The following is a 20,815-nucleotide window of genomic DNA, read 5'->3' on the forward strand; positions in this document are numbered from 1 at the left end:
ACCCCGAAAAGGGGAACGCTCCGGCGCGACGCCGAAGCCGCCCGCGAGCGCGCTCACCGAAGCGCATTCACCGGTGGGCGGGGGTCAGCGTCCGGCCCCCTCGGTGATCCTCGGCAGATCCCCCCAGGAGACACCCGGGGGCGGAGCGGTCGCGCAGACGACGTAGTGGTGCGGGGCCATGGCCGACATACGGCCGGACAGCAGGCTCAGGCAGGCCGAGTGCAGTGCCTCCGGAGTGGTCTTCGCCGATGTGAAGCACACCAGCCGATGCCCGAGCCGTCCGTCGGCCTCGGCGGTGACGACCGTTTCCGCGGCGCGAGCCACCTCGCCGTCGCCGGCCGACCGGGCGAGCGCGTCCCTCACCAGGCGTTCGACCTCGGTGAGACGGACCCAGCAGCCGTCGATCAGGAGCCAGCCTTCGTCCCGGGGAACCGGGACGACGCCGGTGAGGGCGGTCAGCTCGCTCAGCGGCACGTCCCGATCACCCGCCTCGATGAGCAGCCGCGCGATCCCCTCGCCAAGGGCCCGCGCGTCGTCGCGGGGCAGGCAGCGCGGGTCGGCCCACAGGGTGACGTCGAGCTCGCCGTGCAGCCGGTGAACCCAGAGCGAGGTGCGTGTGGGCAGAGTGGCCGGTGGAAGCCAGACCGAGTGAACGTCCTCCCCGGTACGGCTGACCCGCGCACCCCGGCCGGGGACGCTCATGTCGTTGAACACGAGGTCCCTGGCGAAGAAGAGACCCCGCTCCCGCTGGACGTCCTCCATCACCCGGATGAGGGCGTCCGAGTCGAACCGGCTGTTCTGGTACGCGGCCATCGTCGCCGAGCGCGCGCCGTGCAACACGGTGTCGAAACCGTCCTCGCCGATCTCCACCGGGATCAGCGCGTCCTGGGCGAGCGGTCCGACGTACTCGCGTAACTCCGGCCGGAAGCGGTTCGCCGAGATGGACAGCACCACGACCGTCCGCAGGCGGGCCCGCACTCCGGCGAGTGCCGCCAGGGCCGCGAGCACCACCGCCGACGGGCTCGCCCCGGTACGCGCGGAGATCCGCCTCAGCGCCCCGGCCGCCGGAACCGAGCGCACCCGCAGCCGGGGAAGCACCCAGTCCGTCTCGCCGTCCACGGCGACCGTGAGCGTGGACCGGGGCACCCCGCGCAGGTGGCCTTCCCAATAGCGCAGCGCCGCCTGCGCCCGCCGCAGACCGGCCGGAGTGCCCTCGGCCGCCGCGACGTCGAGCGGCTGCGGCGCGGTCACCGGCGCGAGCGGTTTGCCGAGGAGGAGTTCGTCCCACTCGGTGAGCAGTACGGCCAGCCCGGCCGCGTCCATCGCGCTGTGCGTGGTCACCAGGACGACCTGCCGGGGTACACCACCGGAGGTGATCACGGCGATCCGGAGCGGGATCTCCGCCTCCAGCGCGAAGCGCGTCCCGTGAAGCCGGCGCGCGACCTCTTCCGCGAGGTCGGCGTCGGGCGTCTCGGCGCGGATCCGAGCCGGTCCCCCGCCCTCGGCTCCCGCCGCACCACGCACTCTCCCGCCGGTGGCTCCCTCCGTGCCCTCCGGCCCTCCGGCCCATCCGCTCTCCGTGTCCTCCTCGCTCACCGGAGCGTCCGCCCGGTTTCCGGCGGCGTCCGGTCCGGCCGGGGGATCGCCGGTGTCGTGTACCTCGACGACCACTCCTCCATCGGCCAGAACCCACTGGAGGCCGTCATGGAAGGTCGTGCGCAGGGACTCGTGCCGGGTCACCAGCCGGATCACCGCCTTGGTGATCACGGCGAGCGTCGTACCCGGCTGGAGTGCCCGCACGACGCGGTAGTTCATGTGCTCCGGCGGGTCGGTGAGCATGCAGCGGACCATGTTGGCCTGCCCTGTCGTCAACGGACCGTGGCGCGCCGTCAGATCGGAGAAACGTACGGCGTAGGAGTGCTCCGGGAGGTCGGGTCGGTGCGGGAGCCGGAACCGTTCCTGCCCGGACGAGAGCGGTCGTGCCACGGGGAGCCGCCAAACCGGAAAGTCCGTTATTGAAAAGTTTACTTACAGTTTCGGGGGTGACGTCAGTGAATCACGTCCGTGGGAGAGGCGGCAACCCCCTGCGGGCGCACCACCGGCCCACCCGGCTCGCGCCCGCGGCGAGCGAATGAAGATTCCGCCACCCCTCATTGTTCCGCCGGAAATATGAATGTCAGGGAAGGATTTCGGCCAGCCACGCCGACTGCGCGGCGAGGTGGTGTGCCTGGCCGCCCTCGTGGCCGTTCCACTCGTACGCCAGGACCTCCTTCGTACCGCCGTAGTGGTTCACGCAGGCGTAGACGCCGGAGGGCGGGCAGATCTCGTCGCGCAGGGCGACCCCGAAGTGCGCCGGACAGCGCGCGTCCCTGGCGAGGATCGCGACGTCGAAGTAGGCGAGCGCGGCGAAGGCCTGGTCGACGAGACGGTGATGCGTGTGGCACCACGTCACCAGCTCCGGGAACGGCCCGTCCGTGGCGACCTGCGTCGATCGCTTGATGTGACACAGGAACGGCACGTTGGGCATGGTGGCCGCCACGTCCGTGCGCAGCGAGGCGGCGACGAGGGCGAGCGCGCCGCCCTGGCTCGTGCCGGTGGTCACCAGGCGGGCCGGGTCGGCGCCGGGCAACTGGGCCGCGGCCTCCACCGCGCGGACCGCGTCGGTGAACAGCCGCCGGTAGTAATAGTGGTCCCGGTCGGGCAGCCCGTCGGTGAGGAAGCCCGGCACGTGCGGTCGTCCGGAAGCCCCCAGGTCGGCGGTGTCACCCGTTCGCCACGCGCTGCCCTGGCCGCGGGTGTCCATGATCAGGTGCGGATGCCCGGCCGATGACCAGTACAGCCACTCGTGCGGCAGCCCCCGGCCGCCGCCGTAACCGACGTACTCGACGATGGTCGGCAGGAGCTCGGCCCGGTCGCGCGGAACCAGGTACCACGCTTTGATCGGGTGCCCGCCGAACCCCGCGAAAGTGACGTCGTAGACGTCGACCGTACGCAGCGGAGTGTCCCGCACGAGTCTCGCCTCCACACTCAGCGGAAACTCCTCCGCGGCGGCCAGCGTGGCCGTCCAGAAATCGTGGAGATCCGCCGGGGGGAAAAGTTTCGGGCGGTAGTTTTCGAGTTGCTCCACAGCTATCTCGGTGAACATCTCGGGGTTGCTCAAGGTCGGCTCCGGGTGGCTTGGATCACATCGATTCGAGCGGTCGCCGTGAATTCGTCGAGGATCACGTCCTCCGACGAGCCATAGGCTCAGCCACCATAGCGGCCGAGGGAGAAAGCCCGGCAGGTGGCGTCGAACAGGGGACGGCTCACCGTCAAGGCACTGTGGCCTCCCGGATATGGCGGGTCTCCGCCGCGGGTCAGACGGAAGGCGGAGTGGCCTCGCCACGGCTGTTGACCTCGGCCGCGATCCGGCTGGCGCGCCGGCCGATCAGGAGCAGCCCGCCGACCAGGAGCGTGAACTGCAGGGCGATGATCGCGTAGCCGACCGCCTCCGGGAGATCGAACAGCGCGGCGGCGACGACGGAGGCCGCGAGCACCAGCCCCACGGCCGCCGCCAGCCGGCGCATCGGTGCCCTCGCCCACGCGTGCGCGGCGTTCCACGCCTCGCGGGAGGCGAGGGTCTGCCGGGTGCGAAGGCCGGCGAGCTGGTTTCGGGTGTCGGTCGCACCGGATTCGTCATGGAACGGGATCAGCAGGAGCGCGAGCGCGGGGAGGGTGAGGACGGAGGTCATGATCACCGGATCCATGTCTGGATGCTACCCGCCAGAGTCCTTCGGTGGTGAACGTCAGCAGGGCGGCGAACCGCTGTTGGACGGCCATGCCATCATGAGCAAATATGAAAAATGCGTCATTTTGGAATGATGTTGGCCGTCACCTGATCCGCTACGGCGCGACGTTCACCCCAAAGGTCATCGAACGGGCGGCGGGGGCGTATGTCTACGACGACGCCGGGACGGCGATCCTCGACTTCACCTCGGGTCAGATGAGCTCGATCCTCGGGCACTCCCACCCCGACGTGGTCGCGGCGGTCTCACGGTCGATCTCCTCGCTGGATCACCTGTACAGCGGCATGCTGAGCAGGCCCGTCGTCGATCTGGCCGGCCGGCTCGCGTCGACGCTTCCCGAAGGCCTGAGCAAGACCCTGCTGCTGAGTACCGGCGCGGAGGCCAACGAGGCCGCGATCAAGATGGCCAAGCTCTACACCGGCAGGTACGAGATCGTCTCCTTCGACCGGTCGTGGCACGGCATGACCTCGGGCGCCTCCTCCGCCACCTTCTCCGCCGGTCGCCGGGGATACGGCCCGCCCATGCCGGGCAACCTCACGCTCCCCTCGCCGAACGCGTACCGATCCCCCTTCCGTCACGCGGACGGGTCGTACGACTGGGAGGCCGAGCTTGAGTACGGGTTCGCCCTCGTCGACCAGCAGTCTTCGGGAAGCCTGGCCGCGTGCCTGGTCGAGCCGATCCTGTCCTCCGGCGGGATCATCGAACTCCCGGCCGGATACCTGCGGCGGCTGAAGGAGATGTGCGCCGAACGCGGGATGCTGCTGATCGCGGACGAGGCCCAGACCGGACTCGGACGCACCGGCGAGATGTACGCCTTCGAACGCGACGGCGTCGTCCCGGACCTTTTGACGCTCTCCAAGACCTTGGGCGCGGGCCTGCCGGTGGCGGTCGTCGTCACGTCGCCGCGGATCGAGGAGGTCTGTCACGAACGCGGGTTCCTGTTCTTCACGACCCACGTCTCGGACCCGCTCGCGGCGTCCGTCGCGCTGACCGTGCTCGACGTCATCGAACGCGACGGCCTCGTGGCGCGGGCCGCGATCCTGGGCAAGCAGCTCAACGAGCGGTTGCTGGACCTGCGTGACCGCTTCGAGGTGGTCGGCGACGTCCGCGGCCGCGGGCTTCTGCAGGGCCTGGAACTGGTGACGGACCGGCCGAGCAAGTCTCCGGCGGAGGCGCTCGGAAAAGTCTTGACCATGGCGTGCCTGGAGCGCGGGCTCCACGTCAACATCGTCCAGCTGCCGGGAATGGGGGGAATCTTCAGGCTCGCACCACCGCTCACGATCAGCGACTCGGAACTGCACGCCGGACTGGACATCCTCCAGGCGGCCCTGAAAGCGGTCGTCTCAGGAAACGGCGGGTGACCACAGGTCGCGATATGCCCGGGTAGACGCCGCTTCGCCGACGTGCCCGGGCTCCCCCTGGACGACCGTGCCCGACGACCACGACCTCTCCGTACCCCGCGCCCGGGTGGGGATAGCGTGGCGTCCATGAGTCGAGTGAATCGCGGATGAGGTGAGGGCCGAGGAGAGCGCGCTGGTGGCGGCCGTGCTCGCGGGCGACGATCGGACGTTCACCGAGCTTGTCGAGCGTCATCGGCGGGAACTGCGGATGCACTGCTATCGGATGCTCGGCTCCTTCGAGGAGTCGGAAGACCTGGTGCAGGAGACGTTTCTGCGGGCGTGGCGCGGACGCGGGACCTTCCACGGCCGTTCCACCGTCCGCGCCTGGCTCTACCGGATCGCGACGAACGCGTGCCTGGACTTCCTCGACCGGCACCCCCGCCGTCCGCGACCTCGGGACGCGGGACCGGCGCAGCCGGGCTCGCCGCCGTTCGAGGTCCGATGGTTGCAGCCCTACCCGGATGAGCTACTGGAGCCGGTCGCGTCCGACGGCATGGAGCCTGACGCGGCCGCCGTCGGCAAGGAGACCATCGAGCTGGCGTTCCTCGCCGCCATCCAGCATCTGCCGCCCAGGCAGCGGGCCGTGCTGATCCTGCGCGATGTACTCGGCTGGTCCGCGAAAGAGACCGCCGCGCAGCTTGAGATCAGTGTCGACTCGGTCAAGAGCGCCCTGAAACGAGCACGATCGACCCTGAGGACCCACCTTCCGGAACGACGTCTCGAATGGGCGCCGTCGACGGCTCCGACCGCTCAGGAGCGAGAACTGCTGCGACGCTTCATGGATGCCCACGACAAGGCCGACCCCGCCGCCCTGGCGAAGCTGCTGAGCGAGGAGGCGCGGATGACGATGCCTCCGCTCCCGTTCTGGTTCTCCGGCCGCGACGCGATCGAGTCCTTCGCCGCACATGCTTTCGGCCCCGATTCACCGCTGTATCGAGGACGGTGGCGGAGCATTCCCACGCGGGCGAACCGGCAGCCGGCCGTGGCGGGCTACATCCGGCTGCCGGGTGAGTCCGCCTACCGGGCTCAGGCGCTCAATGTGCTGAGGATCGCGAACGGTGAGATCTCCGAGATCACCGTCTTCGAACCGCACCTGCTGGCCGCGTTCGGACTGCCGCCGACGCTGCCCCCGGACGACGCGCCCTCGGACGGTGACCCCTTTCGGGAGCCTCACCCGTCTTAACGGTGGACGACCCCGATGAGCGGGGTCGACCACCGTTGGGGAGCACACTCGATGACGATCGACGAAGACGTGATGACGCTGCCACAGGGCGACGTTCGCCTGCTGGACAGTGACGTGGCGCGGCGCCTGCTCGCTTCGAAGGAGTTGGCACGGCTGGCGTACGTGGCGGCGGTGGATCATCCCGGCACGAGAATGGCCCGCATCGCCGTCCGCCCCACCTGGGTCGGGGTCCTCGACTTCCAGACCCGCCTGCCCGGAGGCGGCGGCGTGGAGGATTTCAAGCGCAGGGGCCGATCGTGAACCCGCCCACGGCACACTTCTCGGAGGGACCATCCAACATGAGCACCTACGTGTTGATACCCGGCGCCGCGTCCGACTCGTGGTATTGGCACCTGACGGCCGCCGAACTACGGGCGCGCGGTCATGACGTGGTCACGCCCGACCTTCCCTGCGACGACGATTCGGCCGGGCTCTCCGAGTACGCCGACGCGGTGGTCGATGCCGTCGGTGACCGTACCGATCTCGTCGTGGTCGCCCACTCCTTCGGTGGATTCACCGCACCGCTGGTGTGTGAGCGGATACCGGTCGAACTCCTCGTGCTGGTCACGGCCATGATCCCGGTGCCGGGCGAGCCGCCGGGCGGCTGGTGGGCCAACAGCGGCTGGGAGCGGGCGAGGCGAGAGCGGGACGAGCAGGACGGCCGGGCACCGGACGACGAGACGGCCCTGTTCTTTCACGACGTCCCGTCCGGCCTGGTGGCGGAGGCCCGAAGGAGGAGCCTCGACCAGTCGGCCACTCCCTTCGCCGCCCCGTGGCCGCTCGCCGCCTGGCCGGCGGTGCCGACGGTGTTCCTCCTGTGCCGCGACGACCGCTATCTCCCCGCCGAGTTCATGCGCCGCCTCGTCAGGGAGCGTCTGGACATGATTGCCGAGGAGATCGACGGGGGTCACAACGTCGCGCTGAGCCGTCCCGGGGAACTCGCCGACCGGCTGGCGGCCCACCGCCGGACGTGAGCCGCGCCGGTGTAACGGTGACACCGGTGCGGCGGTGAAGGCCACCGTGCCCGATCACACGGCCGGCGCCCGTCGGGGGCAGGCCGCCTTCCCTCGAATCCGGCAAGGGACGGGGCTCTCAGTGGCGGACCGCGGTGAACAGGGCGTAGCTGATCTGCGGGATCTGCCCGAAGCGCCGGTATATCTCCCCGCAGACGGTGAGCTGCTCGGCGATCTCGCCTCCGAGTCGCATCACGGAGGCCGGGAGGAGGTCGTCCACGAGCCGGAAAGACCTACGGATATTTGCCCCTATGTCATGGAATATCTCGATCTTCAACCCGGCCCGGTCCATCTCCTCGTAGAACTCCTCGATGGTGGGCACGAAGTGCACATGAAAGCCGCGGGAGAGGTCCTCCATGGCCTCGGCGGCGTCGCCGGTGAGAGAGTCGAGCAGATACCACTCCCCCACCACGAACCGCCCGCCGGGACGCAGCACCCGGGCGATCTCGCCAAGGGCCGCCGCCGGGTTCTCCATGTGGACGAGGGACTCGATGGCGTACGCGGCGTCGAAGGAGGCGTCGTCGAAGGGGAGCCACATCGCGTCGGCGAGCTGGAAGTCGGCCCGCCCCTGCCCCTGACCCGCCTCGGGGCGGGCCTCTGCCAGCCGCACCTGGTACTCGCTCAGGGTGACCCCGGTGACGTGCACGTCGCGCGCGGTGGCGATGCGTACGGCGGGCCTGCCGGTGCCGGACCCCACGTCCAGGACGCGCTCCCCGGGAACGACCTCCAGGCGCTCGGCCACCAGGTCGGTGAGATGGTCCGTCGCCTGGGCGGCGGACGCCTCGTCGTGCTCGTCCATCCAGTAACCGACGTGCAGATTGCCGCCGAACGCGTCGGCGCGGGAGTCGGTGAGCCGGTCGCGCGTCTCGCCGGTCACCTCGGGCGAGAATTTTTCCTGACGGGTCAATGGCCAACCTGTCTCTCGGGGACGGTCTGCGTGAAACTCCATGCCGGGAAGGCTCCACGAAAGACGCGCCTGCCCGGGAGCATGCCGCCGGGTGAGACCGCACGGTCACCCGCGACATCTCCTGGAAATCCAGGACGAACGTTCACCGTGCGATGTTCTCGGCTCCACCACACTTCACTTCGTGCGGTCGCCAGATTACTCAGGCCCCACTTCGGCAGGCGCCGGGCCGCCACCGCCTTTTCGGTAAACCTTCGGCCAGGAGACACCTACCTCGCGCGGACGCCGAGGAGACTCCCGCCGACGCCCCTCACACCGGGAAGGTCACCCCTTCACGCCCGGCCGGTTCTTCCCGGAACACCGGCCGCCGTCCCGTCCGGCCGGCTCTCCCCGGGACTCCGGCATCGGGCTCAACCGGCCTTGCCGTCCGTCCCCGCCGCCTCCAGGAGCACCAGTGCCAGCCTGTCGGCGGCGTCGACGCGGCCGAGGGCTCCGGCGGCACCGGCCATCGCGGCGCGGGCCCGGGGGTCGTGCAGCAGGGCGTCGAGCTCGGCCAGGAGGTGGTCGGCGGTGGGACCGTCCTCCAGGAGAGCACGGGCGGCGCCCGCCTCGGCGAGGTAGCGGGCGTTCTGGCGTTGCTCGTCGGCGGCCGAGGGCACCAGGGGGATGAGAACGGACGGCTTGCCCACCGCGGTCAGCTCGGCGACCGTGCCCGCCCCGCTGCGGGAGACCACGACATCGGCCGCGGCGAACACGTCGGCCAGCTCGGCGCCGACGTAGGGCACCGGGCGGTAGCGGTCGCGCAATCCCACGGGAAGCCCCGCGGCGGTACGGGTGAGCTGCGCGATCCAGCCGGGGCCGCACTGGTGGATCACCTGCGCGCGGGCGAGCAGGTCGGGCAGGATCGCCTCGACCATGGTGTTGATCTGGCGGCTCCCCTGGGCGCCACCGGTCACATAGACCAGGGGCAGGTCGGCGGAGAGCCCGAAGTGGCGCCGTCCCGCGTCGACGTTGCCACGCAGCAGGTGCGGACGGACCGGGTTGCCGGTGACGACGGCCCGGTCGCGCACCCTCGCGGGCAGATGCTCGATCGAGGAGGGATGGGTCAGCGCGATCCGCCGCGCGAAGCGCGACAGGATGCGGTTGGCCAGGCCGAGGGAGGTGATCTGCTCGTGCATGACCAACGGCCGGCCCAGCACCCGCGAGGCGACCCCCAGCGGCACGCACACGTACCCGCCGGTCGACAGCACCACGTCGGGGCGATGGCGGGCGGCGATGCCGAACGCCTGGAACACGCCGACCGGGATCCGGAACATGTCCGCGAGGTTGGTCGCCAGCTCTCGCGGGTTGGGCGAGCGCCTGAGCTTCCCCGCCGTGATGGCGCGGAACGGGATGCCGTGCTCCGCCGCGACGCGGGCCTCCAGGCCGGCCTCCGTACCGACCCAGAGCACGTCCAGGTCGAGCCCTCGCGCGGCGGCGTGGTCGCGCAGGGCCTCGACGGTGGTCAGCGCGGGGTAGGTGTGACCACCGGTCCCGCCTCCGGTGACGAGCAACCGCAGGGTCCGGCGATTTCCGGCCTCCATATATGTATCCATCCTTCCAATGTCACGACGTTCCGCGCCCGCCCCTGCCCGGTACCCTCTCAGGTCCGTGCTCGATCCGCGCCCGGTCCACGTTCAGGGCCGCGCCGGTCTGCGTCGGCCTGCGTCGGTCCGTGCCCAGTCCGTGCCCGGTCCGTGTTCACGGGCCGCGCCGGAGCGCTCAGGGGCCCCGGGCACGGTACCCGAGGTCCCAGCGAAGATCCACTTTGCCCTTCGTCACCGCACGGTCGCGCCCCGTGGTTTCCGACACGCCCGTCATCCGGGAGCGTCACCCGAACGGCCATCAGAATTCGTGGTGATGAGTACGGTATGTGACATGGATCTGACGGGTGAGCATTTCTCCGGGGCGTCGGAGCGTCTCGGTGACGCGTTGAAGGTGCTTCGGCAACAGGCCGGGGCCGGCGCGGAGGCACTGAACTATTTCGGCGACCTCACGGAGGAGTTGCACCCGATCGGATCTTGGTTACGTCGACCGGCCCAGGCCAAAGAGTGGCCGCACCACATCATGCCTCCCGTCTACGGTCTGCTGTTCGCGCAGGCGTGGTCGCTGGCGTTTCCCGGCGAGACGCCCTCGGTCTTCCCCGACGGGGCGGAGCGAACGGAGTCGGGGTGGATCGTGCACCGGGCCACGATCTGGTTCGGCGACACGTACGTTCCCGGCGGGCTCGACGTGAAGGCTCCGCTGATCGTGATCGGCGGACTGGCGGTGGAAGGGCTTCTCGACGACGGCGACGCCTCGGAGAGCTACCTCGCGGTCACCGGCGACCTGCGTGCCCGCGCGATCCACAGCGCGGCCGACCACCTGGTGCTCGGCACGGTCGCGGCGGGAGTGATCTTCTGTTCGGGCAACGACGGGGTCCTCGTCGTGGGCGGGGACATCGTGACGGACCTGTTCGTTCCCGCCGAGCACGCGTACGAGCACTACGGCCTGCTGCGGGCCGGAGTCATCGGTGCCGGTGACCGTGCCGACATCGTGGCCGAGCGGCTCGCGCCGTGGCTGCCCTCGGGGTATGTCCGTCTCGGCGGGCACGGCGCGCCGGTGGACGGGTGGCGCGTGCTGCAGGAGGCGGCCGCCGGGCGCTCACCGGTGCTCGCCCAGCCCCGGCCGGTGATACTCCCGCCCCCGGCGCTCCTTCTCTCGGCCCTGGCCGCGCCCACCGGGGTGGAGGAGCTCGACCTGTCAGGCAGCCGCCTGCACCGCATCCCCGAGGACATCTCGGCCCTCACCTCTCTGACCCGGCTGGATCTGGAGCACACACCGCTGACCGGCCTGGACGGCATCGAGGGCCTCCGCACCCTGGAGCACCTGTCGATCAGGAACACGCCCGTGCGGTCGCTGGCTCCGCTCCAGGCGCTGAAGGACCTCCGCCACCTCGACGTCTCCTACTGCGACGACGTCCAGGACTGGAGCGTGCTCCTCGACCTGCCCGCGCTCGACACCCTTGTCGCGCACGGCTGCACCCTTCCCTCCCACGCACGCGCCCAGCTCGTCACCAGGCTCGGAGAGCGGATCATCGGGCAGGGGCCGGGCCCGCTCGGCTGACCGGCGTCCGGTCCGGGAGCGAAGCCGTGCGCGGACGCGAAGCCGTGCGCGGACGCGCCGGCGGCCGCCTCCGGCGCGCGGCGTGCGGGGCGGGCGATTCAGCCCTGGGAAAACAGCGGGAAAGTGTCCCGTCGATTAAATTTCCCCGCGGGGAATGGGGACCCAGGTCTTGCATGACAGGCTCCGTCCACCTAACGTCACGTGTCACGTTAGGAAACTTTCCTAATAAAGAGCCATGATCTGCCCCTGTCCCCCCACGCAAGGAGCGATGATGCGGCGCACCACCCCAGCCCTGGTGCTGACCGGGCTACTGACGTTACTGTTCACCCTGATCGTCCCCTCCGTCGCCCACGCGGACACCGCGACGTTCACCAAGGCGCAGGATTGGGGCAGCGGCTACAGCGGTCAGTACACGGTCAAGAACACCGGGACCGCCACGCTGAACGGCTGGACGGTCTCCTTCGACCTCCCGTCGGGCACGAGTCTCGGAACGTACTGGGACTCCCTGATGACCAGCAGCGGCAGCCGGTACACCTTCAAGAACCGGGAGTACAACGGCACCCTCGCCCCCGGGGCGAGCACCACCTTCGGCTTCATCGCCTCCGGTTCCGGCTCACCGGTCAACTGCACGCTCAACGGCGCCCCCTGCGGCGGCGGGCAGAACCCCGGCGACACCACGCCGCCGAGCGTGCCGTCCTCCCCGCGCAGCACCGGCACGACCTCCGGCTCCATCAGCCTGGCCTGGAACGCCTCGACCGACAACAGCGGCACGGTCAAGGACTACCGGGTCTACGAGGGCTCCGCCGTGGTCGCCACCGTGACCGGCACGACCGCCACGATCTCCGGACTGGCCGCCTCGACGACCCACACCTACACCGTCACCGCCCGCGACGCCGCGAACAACGAGTCGGCGAGGAGCGCGTCCGTCACGGCGACGACCCAGGCGAGCGGCGGTGGCGGCACGCCGGTCGCGGCCAACGGGCAACTGCGCGTCTGCGGCACCAAACTGTGCAACAAGAACGGCAAGCAGATCCAGCTGCGCGGCATGAGCACCCACGGCCTGCAGTGGTACCGCCAGTGCGTCACGACCGGCTCGCTGACCGCGCTGGCGACCGACTGGAAGGCCGACGTCGTCCGCCTGTCCACGTACGTGCAGGAGGACGGCTACGAGACGAACCCGCGGGCGTTCACCGACCTCGCGCACACGCTCATCGAGCAGGTCAGCGCGCAGGGCATGTACGTCATCGTGGACTGGCACATACTCACTCCCGGAGACCCCAACTACAACCTCGCCCGAGCCAGGACCTTCTTCACCGAGATCGCCCAGCGGCACGCCGCCAAGCCGAACGTCATCTACGAGGTCGCCAACGAGCCGAACGGCGTGAGCTGGGGCGCCATCAAGAGCTACGCCGAGCAGATCATCCCGGTGATCCGGGCGCAGGACCCCGACGGGATCGTCCTCGTCGGCACCCGCGCCTGGTCGTCGCTCGGGGTGTCCGAGGGCGCTTCGGAGACCGAGGTGACGGGCAACCCGGTCAACGCCACGAACATCATGTACACCTTCCACTTCTACGCGGCCTCGCACGGCACCGAGTACCTCAACACGCTCTCCCGTGCGGCCGACCGCATCCCCATGTTCGTCACCGAGTTCGGCACGCAGAACTACGCCGGGGAGGACACCAACGACTTCACCATGTCCCAGCGCTACCTCGACCTCATGGCGAGCAAGAAGATCAGTTGGGTGAACTGGAACTTCTCCGACGACCACCGCTCCGGCGCGGTCTTCAAGACCGGTACGTGCGACGCCGGAGGCCCGTGGACCGGCACCGCGCCACTGAAGGAGGCCGGCGTCTGGATCCGTGACCGGATGCGCACCGCCGACGACTTCTGACAGGACGGGACCAGAAAGAACCCGCGGGAACCCAGATGATCGAAGGGGGTCGGCACCTGAGCCGACCCCCTCATCCGAAGTACTCCGGACGATGTAACCGTCAGGGCGGATCAGAAGCCCGACGCCGGAGAACACCGGCAACGACCACGGGATATCGGTTTTCCACCGGCGAGGGTTTCCTGCCAGCATTGGGGGATGCTGAGGATCGGGCAGGTGGTGCTGGGCGTCACCGACATGGACCGCGCCGTCGGGTTCTGGACGCGGGCGCTGGGCTACGTGCCCCGCGAAGGCCAGGCCGGGGACGACTGGACCGTGATCGAGCCGACGAAGGGGACCGGCGTCCCACTGGCGCTCGACGTGACGCGGACGCCGGTTCGAAAGCATCCTCGGACGCACCTCGACCTGTTCGCCTCCGACGCCGCCGAGCAGGCCGTCGAGGTGGAGCGGCTGGTGTCACTGGGCGCCGAACGGGTCGCCTGGGACCTCTACCCGGACGACCCCGACTTCGTGGTCCTCGCCGACCCCGAGGGCAATCTCTTCTGCGTCATCGACCTCAGTCACGGCTGAGCGACGAAAACCGCATTCTTCCATCACCAGGGGGACTTCCTTCGTGCACGCCATGCAGTACGAGATCGGGCTGCCCGCCGACTACGACATGGGGATCATCCGTGAGCGGGTGGCGACCAGAGGGCACGCACTCGACGGTTACGCCGGGCTGGGGCTCAAGGCGTACCTGGTCAGGGAGCGAGGCGTCGACGGTTCCACGGTCAACCAGTACTCACCCTTCTACCTGTGGAGTTCCCTCACCGGTATGAACGGCTTCCTATGGGGCGGAGGCGGTTTCCAGAACATCGTGCGAGACTTCGGCAGGCCCGTGATCCGGCACTGGACCGGCGCCGGCTACGAGCGGGGGCTTTCGTCGGAGACCGTTCCCCGCGCGGCCTCGCGCCGCACCGACCCGATCCCCGCCGACACGGACCCCGCCACCGCGGTCGAACGGGCACTGGCCGAGCTGCGCCGATACTCCGGCATGGCGGGCGTGCACTCCGCGGCCCTCGCCGTCGATCCCCGGCACTGGGAACTGGTGCGCTTCACGCTGTGGGAACACGAGGTCGCCGCCGACGAGGAAGGGACCGCCTATCGAGTGCTGCACCTCTCAACGCCACACCTGGGCGACATCGCGACGGGCCGCCACTGGTAGGCGGGGACGAGCGCCTACGCGACCCCGGCGGGTGAGCGGTCGGTGGCGATGCGCAGGGCGAGCCCGCCGAGCACGGCGCCCATCAGGTAGCGCTGCACGCGCATCCAGGTGGGCCGCCCGCCGAGAAAGGTCGCGACCGAACCCGCGGTCAGCACGATCAGCGTGTTGACCGAGAGGGCGACGACGATCTGGGTGGCCCCCAGCAGCAGGCTCTGCGTGCCGGGGTCCCCCCGGGTGGGATCGACGAACTGCGGCAGCAGCGACACGTACAGGATGGCGATCTTGGGGTTGAGCAGGTTGGTGACCAGCCCCATGGAGAACAGTCGTCGCGGCGGGTCCGCGGGAAGGGCACCGGGCGCGAAGACCGGCCGGGCGCCGGGCCGGATCGTCCTCCAGGCCAGCCACAGCAGGTACGCGGCGCCCGCGAGCTTGATCCCGACGTAGACGGCGGGCACCATCGCGAAGATCGCGGCGATCCCGGCCGCCGCCGCGAGCAGGTAGACCAGGAAGCCCGCCGCGACACCCGCCAGCGAGATCATTCCGGCCAGGCGCCCCTGCGTCACCGACCGCGACACCAGATAGATCATGTTGGGGCCGGGGGTGAGCACCAGGCCGAGGGCGACCGCGGCGATGCCCGCGAGAGCACTGACAGAGATCATGACCACATCATCGAGCACCTTCTCCGCCAAAAGAATGGCCAATTCCCGCGATTGGCATCAAGAAGACGTTGCTGGCTCAACCTTGACGCACAAAGCTATTAGCAATAGCTTAAAAGCTATGACGAATAACAAAAGAGTGGACGCGGTGGGCACGGAGTTCCTGGACGTGGCAGGCGGACGGCTGGCGTACGAGGTCAGCGGGCCACAGGACGGGCCGCTGGTGGTGTGCGCGCACGGCATGGGCGACACCCGCGGGGCGTTCCGGTTCCTGGCGCCCCGGCTGGCGGAGATGGGTTACCGGGTCGCCGCGGTCGACGTGCGCGGCCACGGCGAGTCCAGCACGGGCTGGCCCGACTACAGCCCCCAGTCGGTCGGCGCCGACCTGCTGGCCCTGATTCGCCACCTGGGCGGCCCCGCCGTCCTGGTCGGCAGCTCCTCCAGCGCGGGAGCGGCGGCGTGGACCACGGCGACCGCCGCCGAGGGCGAGGTGAGCGCCGTGGCCATGCTCGCGCCCTTCGTCGGGCAGCCGCAGCTCAGCCTGATACTGCGGCTGGTGAAGGACCTCGTCATGGCGAGCCCGCTTCTGTGGGGGATGTACTACCGCTCGCTCTATCCCACGGCCAGGCCCGCCGACTTCTCCGGCTACCTGCGCGAACTGAGGGCCACGCTGCGCGAGCCCGGCAGGATGGCCGCCGTCTCGGGGGTGGTCGCCCCCTCCGAGGGCCACTGGACCGACTGCGCCCCCCGCATGACCTGCCCGGTGCTGATCGTCATGGGATCGAAGGATCCCGACTTCCCCGACCCCGCCGCCGAGGCACACCTGGCGAAGGAGGTGCTGCGGCCGTACGCCGCCACCGCCAAGGTCGCGATGATCGAGGGCGCCGGCCACTACCCGCACGCCGAGATGCCCGAGGCCACCTTCGCCGCCCTGGCGGGTTTCCTGACCGGAGCGGTCCGTGCCTAGGGCCGGCCTGACCTCCGGTGCGGTGGTGGACGCGGCGCTGGCCCTGATCGACGAGGAGGGGCCCGGTGCGCTGACGCTCGCCGCGGTGGCCGCCCGCACGGGAGTGGCCGCCCCCTCGCTCTACAAGCACGTCCGGGGCCTGCCCGAGCTGCGCAAGCTCGTCGGCCTGCGCGTGATGGACGACATGACGGCGAGGCTCGGCACGGCGGCCATGGGCCGGAGTCGCGACGAGGCGACGGCGGCCCTGATGCGCGCCTGGCGGAGTTACGTGGTCGACTTCCCGCACCGCTACGCGGCCTTCCCCGACAACCCGCTGATCGATCCCGAACTGGTCGACACGGGGACCCGCCTGATGGAGGTGATCCTCGCCGTGCTGCGCGGCTACGGCCTGGAAGGGACGGAGGCGATCCACGCCACCCGCTGCCTCCGCGCGGCCGTGCACGGCTTCGCCTCCATCGAGGCCGCCGGCGGTTTCGGCCTGGGAGAGAACCTGGACACCAGCTACGAGACGCTGATCGCCATGGTCGTCTCGGGCCTGCCCCGGCCGCCCACGCCCTGAACGCCGCGCGAGGCCGCCATGACCCGCTCCGGCCGCGCGAAGAACGATGCCCCGGGCCTCGGCCCCGCGGAAGCGCCCCCGCTCCGGTCGCACGGAAACCCACACCACCTGGACCTCCGCCCCGCGGAAGTGACGCCTCCCACTCCGGCCGTCGTGGGAACGACGGGCTCAGGCTTCGAGGAAGCGGATGTCGCGGGACGTCGCCTCGGGGGCGACGAAGTCGAGCATGCGTGCCCCCTCCACCTCCAGGTCCGCCCGCTCCCCCTCGCTCACCGGCGCGAAGAGCTCGACCTCCAGGATCGCCTCGCCCCGTTTTCGCGTCACCTTCCACATGCCCCGTACGAAACCGTCGACCAGCACCGTCGCCTTGATGATGCCGTTCACGGTGAAGATCTGCCTGCGGTACTCCTCCTCCGTGATACGGGTCCTGGTCCGCTGGGCGAACGACAGCAGCGTGTTGTCGAACTCCGGCAGGTAGCGCACCGGGGCGGGAGTCCCGGGGTCCGGGCGCGACGCCTCCGGCAGGTCGAACAACTCCGCGCCGTCCTCGGTCGCGAAGGTCCGCAGGCCCATCCCCCGGACGATCTCCCGCAGGCGGGTCATGCCCGACCACTGCTGGACGTCCATCACCGTGGCGGGACCGTAGGCGGCGAGGTAACGGCGAATCGCCTCCTCCGCGGATACACGGCTGGGCCGCTCGTCCTGGGAACGGCCCAGCCACGCCTCGGCGGTGGTGTGGGCGGCCTGCCCGCCCACACCCCAGATCCCCCTCGGCGGGACCTGGACCAGAGCCAGCGTGTTGCGCACCCCGGCGGCCAGGTCGGAGGCGGGAGCCTCCGGCCACCGCTCCCGCAGGAGCGCACCGAGCTCGCGGAAGGTGAGGGGGCGCTCCTCCACCAGCTTCCGCCCCACGGCGGCGAGCTCGTCCAGGTCCACCCCCGCCAGGCCCCTGCCGTGCGCGGGACCGCGCAGGCCCCGCGCCAACATGGGGCCGAGCAGCGGGCGCAACACCAGGCAGTCGTCGGCGGTGACCAGGTGGATGGTGGAGCGCATGAGCGACAGCCGCACCACCAGGCGCTCGTTGATCAGCCGGGCGAGATCGTCGTGGGCGAACCCCGACAGGCGGGTCCACAACCCGATGTAGGGAGGATTCGGCGCCTGGGCCTGCATGCCGTACAGATGCCGGACCGCCTCCAGCGCGGACAGCTCCGCACGAGCCAGCAGCAGCTGCCGCTCCAGCGTGGCCCGGTTGAGCGCGCGCCGGCTGAGCACCTCGGGCATGCGTGTCCTCTCGTGACGCGTCACGATGTCGCGGCCCCGGGGCCCGGCGACCCGTGATGTCCGTTCGCGGATCCGCGCCAGGATATCGCCGGCGTCCGACAAAACATCCCGGGTGATCAGAGGGTCGGTGGCACCCACACGTACGGTGTCACCGTCGTGATCGCCTCCAGGCCCAGCCTGGCGAGGATCGGGCGGTTGTCGTCGGAAGCGTCCACCTGCACCAGGCGGAAGCCCCGCCCCGCCGCCAACTCCGCCCGGTAGGACACCATCGCCCCGTAAACCCCCCTGCCCCGCCACTCCTTCAGGGTCGAACCGCCCCAGAGCGAGACGAAGTCGGTGCCCTCGTGAAAGCGCGCCCACGCCGCACACACCACCTGCCCGTCCGCCTCGGCGATCACCACCGCGCACGGATCCCCGGGCCCGGCGAGGTCGCGCTCCAGCATGCCGGGCAGCCAGCTGTGATCGGCGTCCCAGACCGTCTCCTCCAACTCGCGGATGCGCTCCAGATCGTCCCGCCCCGTCACCTCGCGCAGCCGTATCCCCACGGGCGCCGCCTTGGTGTCGGCCAGCTCACCGGCCTCGCCGACGAACACCGTCTCCCGTTCCCCCGGCTCGAATCCGGCCGCCGCGAGCCGCTCGGGCAGGTCCGCGGGCAGGTCGTAGCCGTGGTACTTCCACTCGACCTCGCGTCCGACCCGGGTGAAGAAGTCCCGCTGACCCACGATGAAGGCGTCGAGTTCGGCGCCCGCCAGACCACCCAGGTCCCGATATGTCAGGAAACCCTGGCCATGACCGTTCGACACGGTCCTCAGCAGCGGCCCGATCCGCTCGGCAGTGCGACCCGGCATCGGCCTGGCCCGCAACTGCTCGTCGTACGCCCTGAGATAGGCGGAAGCCCGTGATGAAATGTTCATTGCGAACAGCCAACCACACACTCATCGCCTCCGACATGCCCATGGGCCTGGACACGGTCTGGGGCTTTCTGCCTCATCCTGGCTCCTTTACAGCGTAGATTCCCACAGGCGGCCGCTAGGATCCGCATGGTGAGCGTGCCAGCCGTCCCCGCCTCGCCCGGCCCGTCCATCGAGCCCGCGCGAGATCCCTATCGGGTGTATCTCGACTCGCTGACCAGCCCGGAGTCCCGCCGCACCATGCGCGGCTGCCTCGACAGGCTCGCCGCGCTCGTCTCCGGCGACGAGGTCTCCTCGGGCGCCGGTCAGCCCTGGCACCTGCTGCGCTACGAGCACACCGTGCGCATCCGCGCCCTGATGACGGAGCGCGGCTGGTCTCCGTCGTACGTCAACAAGCACCTGGTCGCGCTGCGCAGGGTGCTGCGCGAGGCCTGGCGGCTCGGCCTGATGACCGCCGAGGAGTACCAGCGCGCCGCCGACCTGCCGACCGTCGAGCACACCCGCCTGCCCGCGGGCCTGCACGTGCCGCCCGAGGTGGTGGGCGCCGCGCTCGCCGCGTGCGACCGCGACGACTCACCGGCGGGGGTCCGCGACGCCGCCCTGCTCGCGGCGCTCTACTCCACCGGCTGCCGCCGCGCCGAGATCGCCGGGCTCGCGCTCGCCGACTACGATCCCGGGTCGCGCTCGCTGCGGGTACGCGGCAAGCGCGACAAGGAGCGGTTGGTCTACCTGACCACCGAGGCCCTCGCCAGGATGGAACGCTGGCTCGCGGTGCGAGGCCGCCCCGCCGGCGCCCTGTTCTGCCCCATCAGCAGGCTCGGGCGACTGCGGGTCAGGAACGGCGGGCCCGCCCCCATGACAGGGCAGGCCGTCGCCGACATCCTGGCCAGACGCCTGGCCGAGGCGGGGGCCTCGGCGCGCACCCCGCACGACTTCCGGCGCACCTTCATCGGCGAGTTGCTCGACGCCGGGGTGGACCTGGCCACCGCGCAGGCCCTCGTCGGCCACTCCTCCCCCGCCACCACCGCGCGCTACGACCGTCGCCCGGAACGGCGCCGCCGCGAGGCCGTAGACAGGATCACCCTTCCCGCGCCCAAGCCCCTCTGACCACCGGCGAAGGTCCGCCTCCGGAGGATGGCCCCACTCTCATCCGGCCCTCGGCCGTGGACCGGGCGAAAGCCGGCCCGCACCGGCCCTCGCCCGGTCGAGGGCCGGTCGAAGACCGGTCCGCATCCGTCCGGGGACCCGCACGGCCGCCGCCGACGCCCCCTCTCGCGGCATCGTGGCCGAGATCTGATCCCGACACGTTTCACCGGGCGCGCCATAACTGTCGGTGGCGACCCCTACTATGAGCCACCTCAAGGAGGGATAGCCGCTCATGGTGGACGCACTGCGGGTTTCGCTGCTGGTCACGACCGATCTGCCGCCCGATACCGACCTGAAGGAGTTCGGGCGCCTGCTGGCTGATTCCGTGCTCACGCTCCAGCGGGACGAGGTGACATACCCCGCGCTCCTGCGTGGCGGGGTGTTCTGGCTGGACCGGCCGCTGCCGCCGTCCGACGACGGGCTTTCCCGCGCGGCGGCCGAGGAGTTGCGGTTCGCGGCGCTGCTGGGCCATCTGTCGGTGGCGCACCCACCCGGTTCGGCGAGGGAGACGGTCGCCGACGCGGGCCGGGCGATCACCGCAGCCGTCGCCGTCCGGTACGGCGACCTGGGCAGCCCGCCCGCCGTGATGGCGATCCGCAGCGAGGACGTGCGCGAGCGCACCCCCCGTTCGGCCATCCTCGTGGGATCGGAGGCGGCCGTGGACCCCCTGCCCGAGGCGGTGCCGTCCCTGAGCGCCCCCGTCTGAGCGGGGTGGCCTGCAGGCCGTCCGGCCGG

Annotated in this window: 20 protein-coding genes and 1 pseudogene; 13 read left to right on the forward strand and 8 right to left on the reverse strand. The window is 70.5% G+C overall.

Features of this window, described 5'->3' with window-relative positions; all coding sequences use genetic code 11:
* Positions 1 to 84: 84 nt before the first annotated feature.
* The 3 genes from ACIBH4_RS28160 to ACIBH4_RS28170 all read right to left on the reverse strand — a co-directional run bounded on the left by ACIBH4_RS28160 (position 85) and on the right by ACIBH4_RS28170 (position 3,746).
* Complete coding sequence (locus tag ACIBH4_RS28160; RefSeq protein WP_362515612.1) at positions 85 to 1,986, reverse strand: hypothetical protein; 1,902 nt, start codon at positions 1,984 to 1,986, stop codon at positions 85 to 87.
* A gap of 190 nt (positions 1,987 to 2,176) precedes the next feature.
* Positions 2,177 to 3,160, reverse strand: coding sequence for an acetylxylan esterase (locus ACIBH4_RS28165; RefSeq protein ID WP_362515614.1), 984 nt, complete (start codon positions 3,158 to 3,160; stop codon positions 2,177 to 2,179).
* 196 nt (positions 3,161 to 3,356) lie between these two features.
* Entirely contained in the window at positions 3,357 to 3,746 is a 390-nt protein-coding gene (locus tag ACIBH4_RS28170) for an SdpI family protein (protein ID WP_362765941.1), read from the reverse strand.
* Between the two features lie 89 nt (positions 3,747 to 3,835).
* Between ACIBH4_RS28170 and ACIBH4_RS28175 the strand changes: the two genes are divergently transcribed.
* The 4 genes from ACIBH4_RS28175 (at position 3,836) to ACIBH4_RS28190 (ending at position 7,381) form a co-directional block, all read left to right on the forward strand.
* Entirely contained in the window at positions 3,836 to 5,146 is a 1,311-nt protein-coding gene (locus ACIBH4_RS28175; RefSeq protein ID WP_362515618.1) for an aspartate aminotransferase family protein, read from the forward strand.
* 151 nt (positions 5,147 to 5,297) lie between these two features.
* Entirely contained in the window at positions 5,298 to 6,368 is a 1,071-nt protein-coding gene (locus ACIBH4_RS28180) for a sigma-70 family RNA polymerase sigma factor (protein WP_362765944.1), read from the forward strand.
* Between the two features lie 51 nt (positions 6,369 to 6,419).
* Positions 6,420 to 6,668, forward strand: coding sequence for a hypothetical protein (locus ACIBH4_RS28185; RefSeq protein ID WP_362515623.1), 249 nt, complete (start codon positions 6,420 to 6,422; stop codon positions 6,666 to 6,668).
* A gap of 38 nt (positions 6,669 to 6,706) precedes the next feature.
* Complete coding sequence (locus ACIBH4_RS28190; RefSeq protein ID WP_362765947.1) at positions 6,707 to 7,381, forward strand: alpha/beta hydrolase; 675 nt, start codon at positions 6,707 to 6,709, stop codon at positions 7,379 to 7,381.
* Positions 7,382 to 7,499: 118 nt separating this feature from the next.
* On the opposite strand, the gene ACIBH4_RS28195 is transcribed toward ACIBH4_RS28190, so the two are convergent.
* Entirely contained in the window at positions 7,500 to 8,297 is a 798-nt protein-coding gene (locus ACIBH4_RS28195) for a methyltransferase domain-containing protein (RefSeq protein WP_362765950.1), read from the reverse strand.
* Between the two features lie 437 nt (positions 8,298 to 8,734).
* On the reverse strand, positions 8,735 to 9,907 hold the full coding sequence (locus ACIBH4_RS28200; RefSeq protein WP_362515630.1) for a UDP-N-acetylglucosamine--N-acetylmuramyl-(pentapeptide) pyrophosphoryl-undecaprenol N-acetylglucosamine transferase: 1,173 nt from the start codon (positions 9,905 to 9,907) through the stop codon (positions 8,735 to 8,737).
* A gap of 334 nt (positions 9,908 to 10,241) precedes the next feature.
* Here ACIBH4_RS28200 and ACIBH4_RS28205 point away from each other — a divergent pair, with 334 nt between their 5' ends.
* The 5 genes and pseudogenes from ACIBH4_RS28205 to ACIBH4_RS28225 all read left to right on the forward strand — a co-directional run bounded on the left by ACIBH4_RS28205 (position 10,242) and on the right by ACIBH4_RS28225 (position 14,560).
* On the forward strand, positions 10,242 to 11,468 hold the full coding sequence (locus ACIBH4_RS28205; protein ID WP_362515632.1) for a hypothetical protein: 1,227 nt from the start codon (positions 10,242 to 10,244) through the stop codon (positions 11,466 to 11,468).
* A 271-nt stretch (positions 11,469 to 11,739) separates the two neighbouring features.
* A pseudogene (locus ACIBH4_RS28210) lies at positions 11,740 to 12,105 on the forward strand (cellulose binding domain-containing protein); the annotation flags it as partial.
* A gap of 51 nt (positions 12,106 to 12,156) precedes the next feature.
* Complete coding sequence (locus tag ACIBH4_RS28215; protein ID WP_399173154.1) at positions 12,157 to 13,359, forward strand: cellulase family glycosylhydrolase; 1,203 nt, start codon at positions 12,157 to 12,159, stop codon at positions 13,357 to 13,359.
* A 195-nt stretch (positions 13,360 to 13,554) separates the two neighbouring features.
* Positions 13,555 to 13,926, forward strand: coding sequence for a VOC family protein (locus ACIBH4_RS28220; protein WP_362515639.1), 372 nt, complete (start codon positions 13,555 to 13,557; stop codon positions 13,924 to 13,926).
* A 52-nt stretch (positions 13,927 to 13,978) separates the two neighbouring features.
* Positions 13,979 to 14,560 carry a DUF4865 family protein gene (locus tag ACIBH4_RS28225; RefSeq protein WP_362515892.1) on the forward strand — a complete coding sequence of 194 codons (582 nt, stop codon included), beginning with the start codon at positions 13,979 to 13,981 and terminating at the stop codon, positions 14,558 to 14,560.
* Between the two features lie 14 nt (positions 14,561 to 14,574).
* Here the strand turns inward: ACIBH4_RS28225 and ACIBH4_RS28230 are convergent, their stop codons facing one another.
* The gene (locus tag ACIBH4_RS28230; protein ID WP_362515642.1) at positions 14,575 to 15,219 is read right to left on the reverse strand and encodes a LysE family translocator; all 645 of its coding nucleotides are present in this window, start codon (positions 15,217 to 15,219) and stop codon (positions 14,575 to 14,577) included.
* A 118-nt stretch (positions 15,220 to 15,337) separates the two neighbouring features.
* Here ACIBH4_RS28230 and ACIBH4_RS28235 point away from each other — a divergent pair, with 118 nt between their 5' ends.
* Positions 15,338 to 16,183, forward strand: a complete 846-nt coding sequence (locus ACIBH4_RS28235; RefSeq protein ID WP_362515646.1) for an alpha/beta hydrolase — start codon at positions 15,338 to 15,340, stop codon at positions 16,181 to 16,183.
* Entirely contained in the window at positions 16,176 to 16,742 is a 567-nt protein-coding gene (locus ACIBH4_RS28240; RefSeq protein WP_362765953.1) for a TetR/AcrR family transcriptional regulator, read from the forward strand. The genes ACIBH4_RS28235 and ACIBH4_RS28240 overlap by 8 nt, the downstream gene beginning before the upstream one ends.
* Before the next feature lie 168 nt (positions 16,743 to 16,910).
* Here the strand turns inward: ACIBH4_RS28240 and ACIBH4_RS28245 are convergent, their stop codons facing one another.
* Both ACIBH4_RS28245 and ACIBH4_RS28250 read right to left on the reverse strand, forming a co-directional pair.
* Positions 16,911 to 18,023, reverse strand: a complete 1,113-nt coding sequence (locus ACIBH4_RS28245; protein WP_362765956.1) for a winged helix DNA-binding domain-containing protein — start codon at positions 18,021 to 18,023, stop codon at positions 16,911 to 16,913.
* 116 nt (positions 18,024 to 18,139) lie between these two features.
* Positions 18,140 to 18,937, reverse strand: a complete 798-nt coding sequence (locus ACIBH4_RS28250; RefSeq protein WP_362515656.1) for a GNAT family N-acetyltransferase — start codon at positions 18,935 to 18,937, stop codon at positions 18,140 to 18,142.
* Between the two features lie 126 nt (positions 18,938 to 19,063).
* On the opposite strand from ACIBH4_RS28250, the gene ACIBH4_RS28255 reads away from it, so the two are divergent.
* Positions 19,064 to 20,041 carry a tyrosine-type recombinase/integrase gene (locus ACIBH4_RS28255; RefSeq protein ID WP_362515659.1) on the forward strand — a complete coding sequence of 326 codons (978 nt, stop codon included), beginning with the start codon at positions 19,064 to 19,066 and terminating at the stop codon, positions 20,039 to 20,041.
* 271 nt (positions 20,042 to 20,312) lie between these two features.
* Positions 20,313 to 20,786 carry a hypothetical protein gene (locus ACIBH4_RS28260; RefSeq protein ID WP_362515662.1) on the forward strand — a complete coding sequence of 158 codons (474 nt, stop codon included), beginning with the start codon at positions 20,313 to 20,315 and terminating at the stop codon, positions 20,784 to 20,786.
* Positions 20,787 to 20,815 lie beyond the last annotated feature (29 nt).

Source organism: Streptosporangium sp. NPDC050284, assembly GCF_044459525.1.
GTDB lineage: Bacteria > Actinomycetota > Actinomycetes > Streptosporangiales > Streptosporangiaceae > Streptosporangium.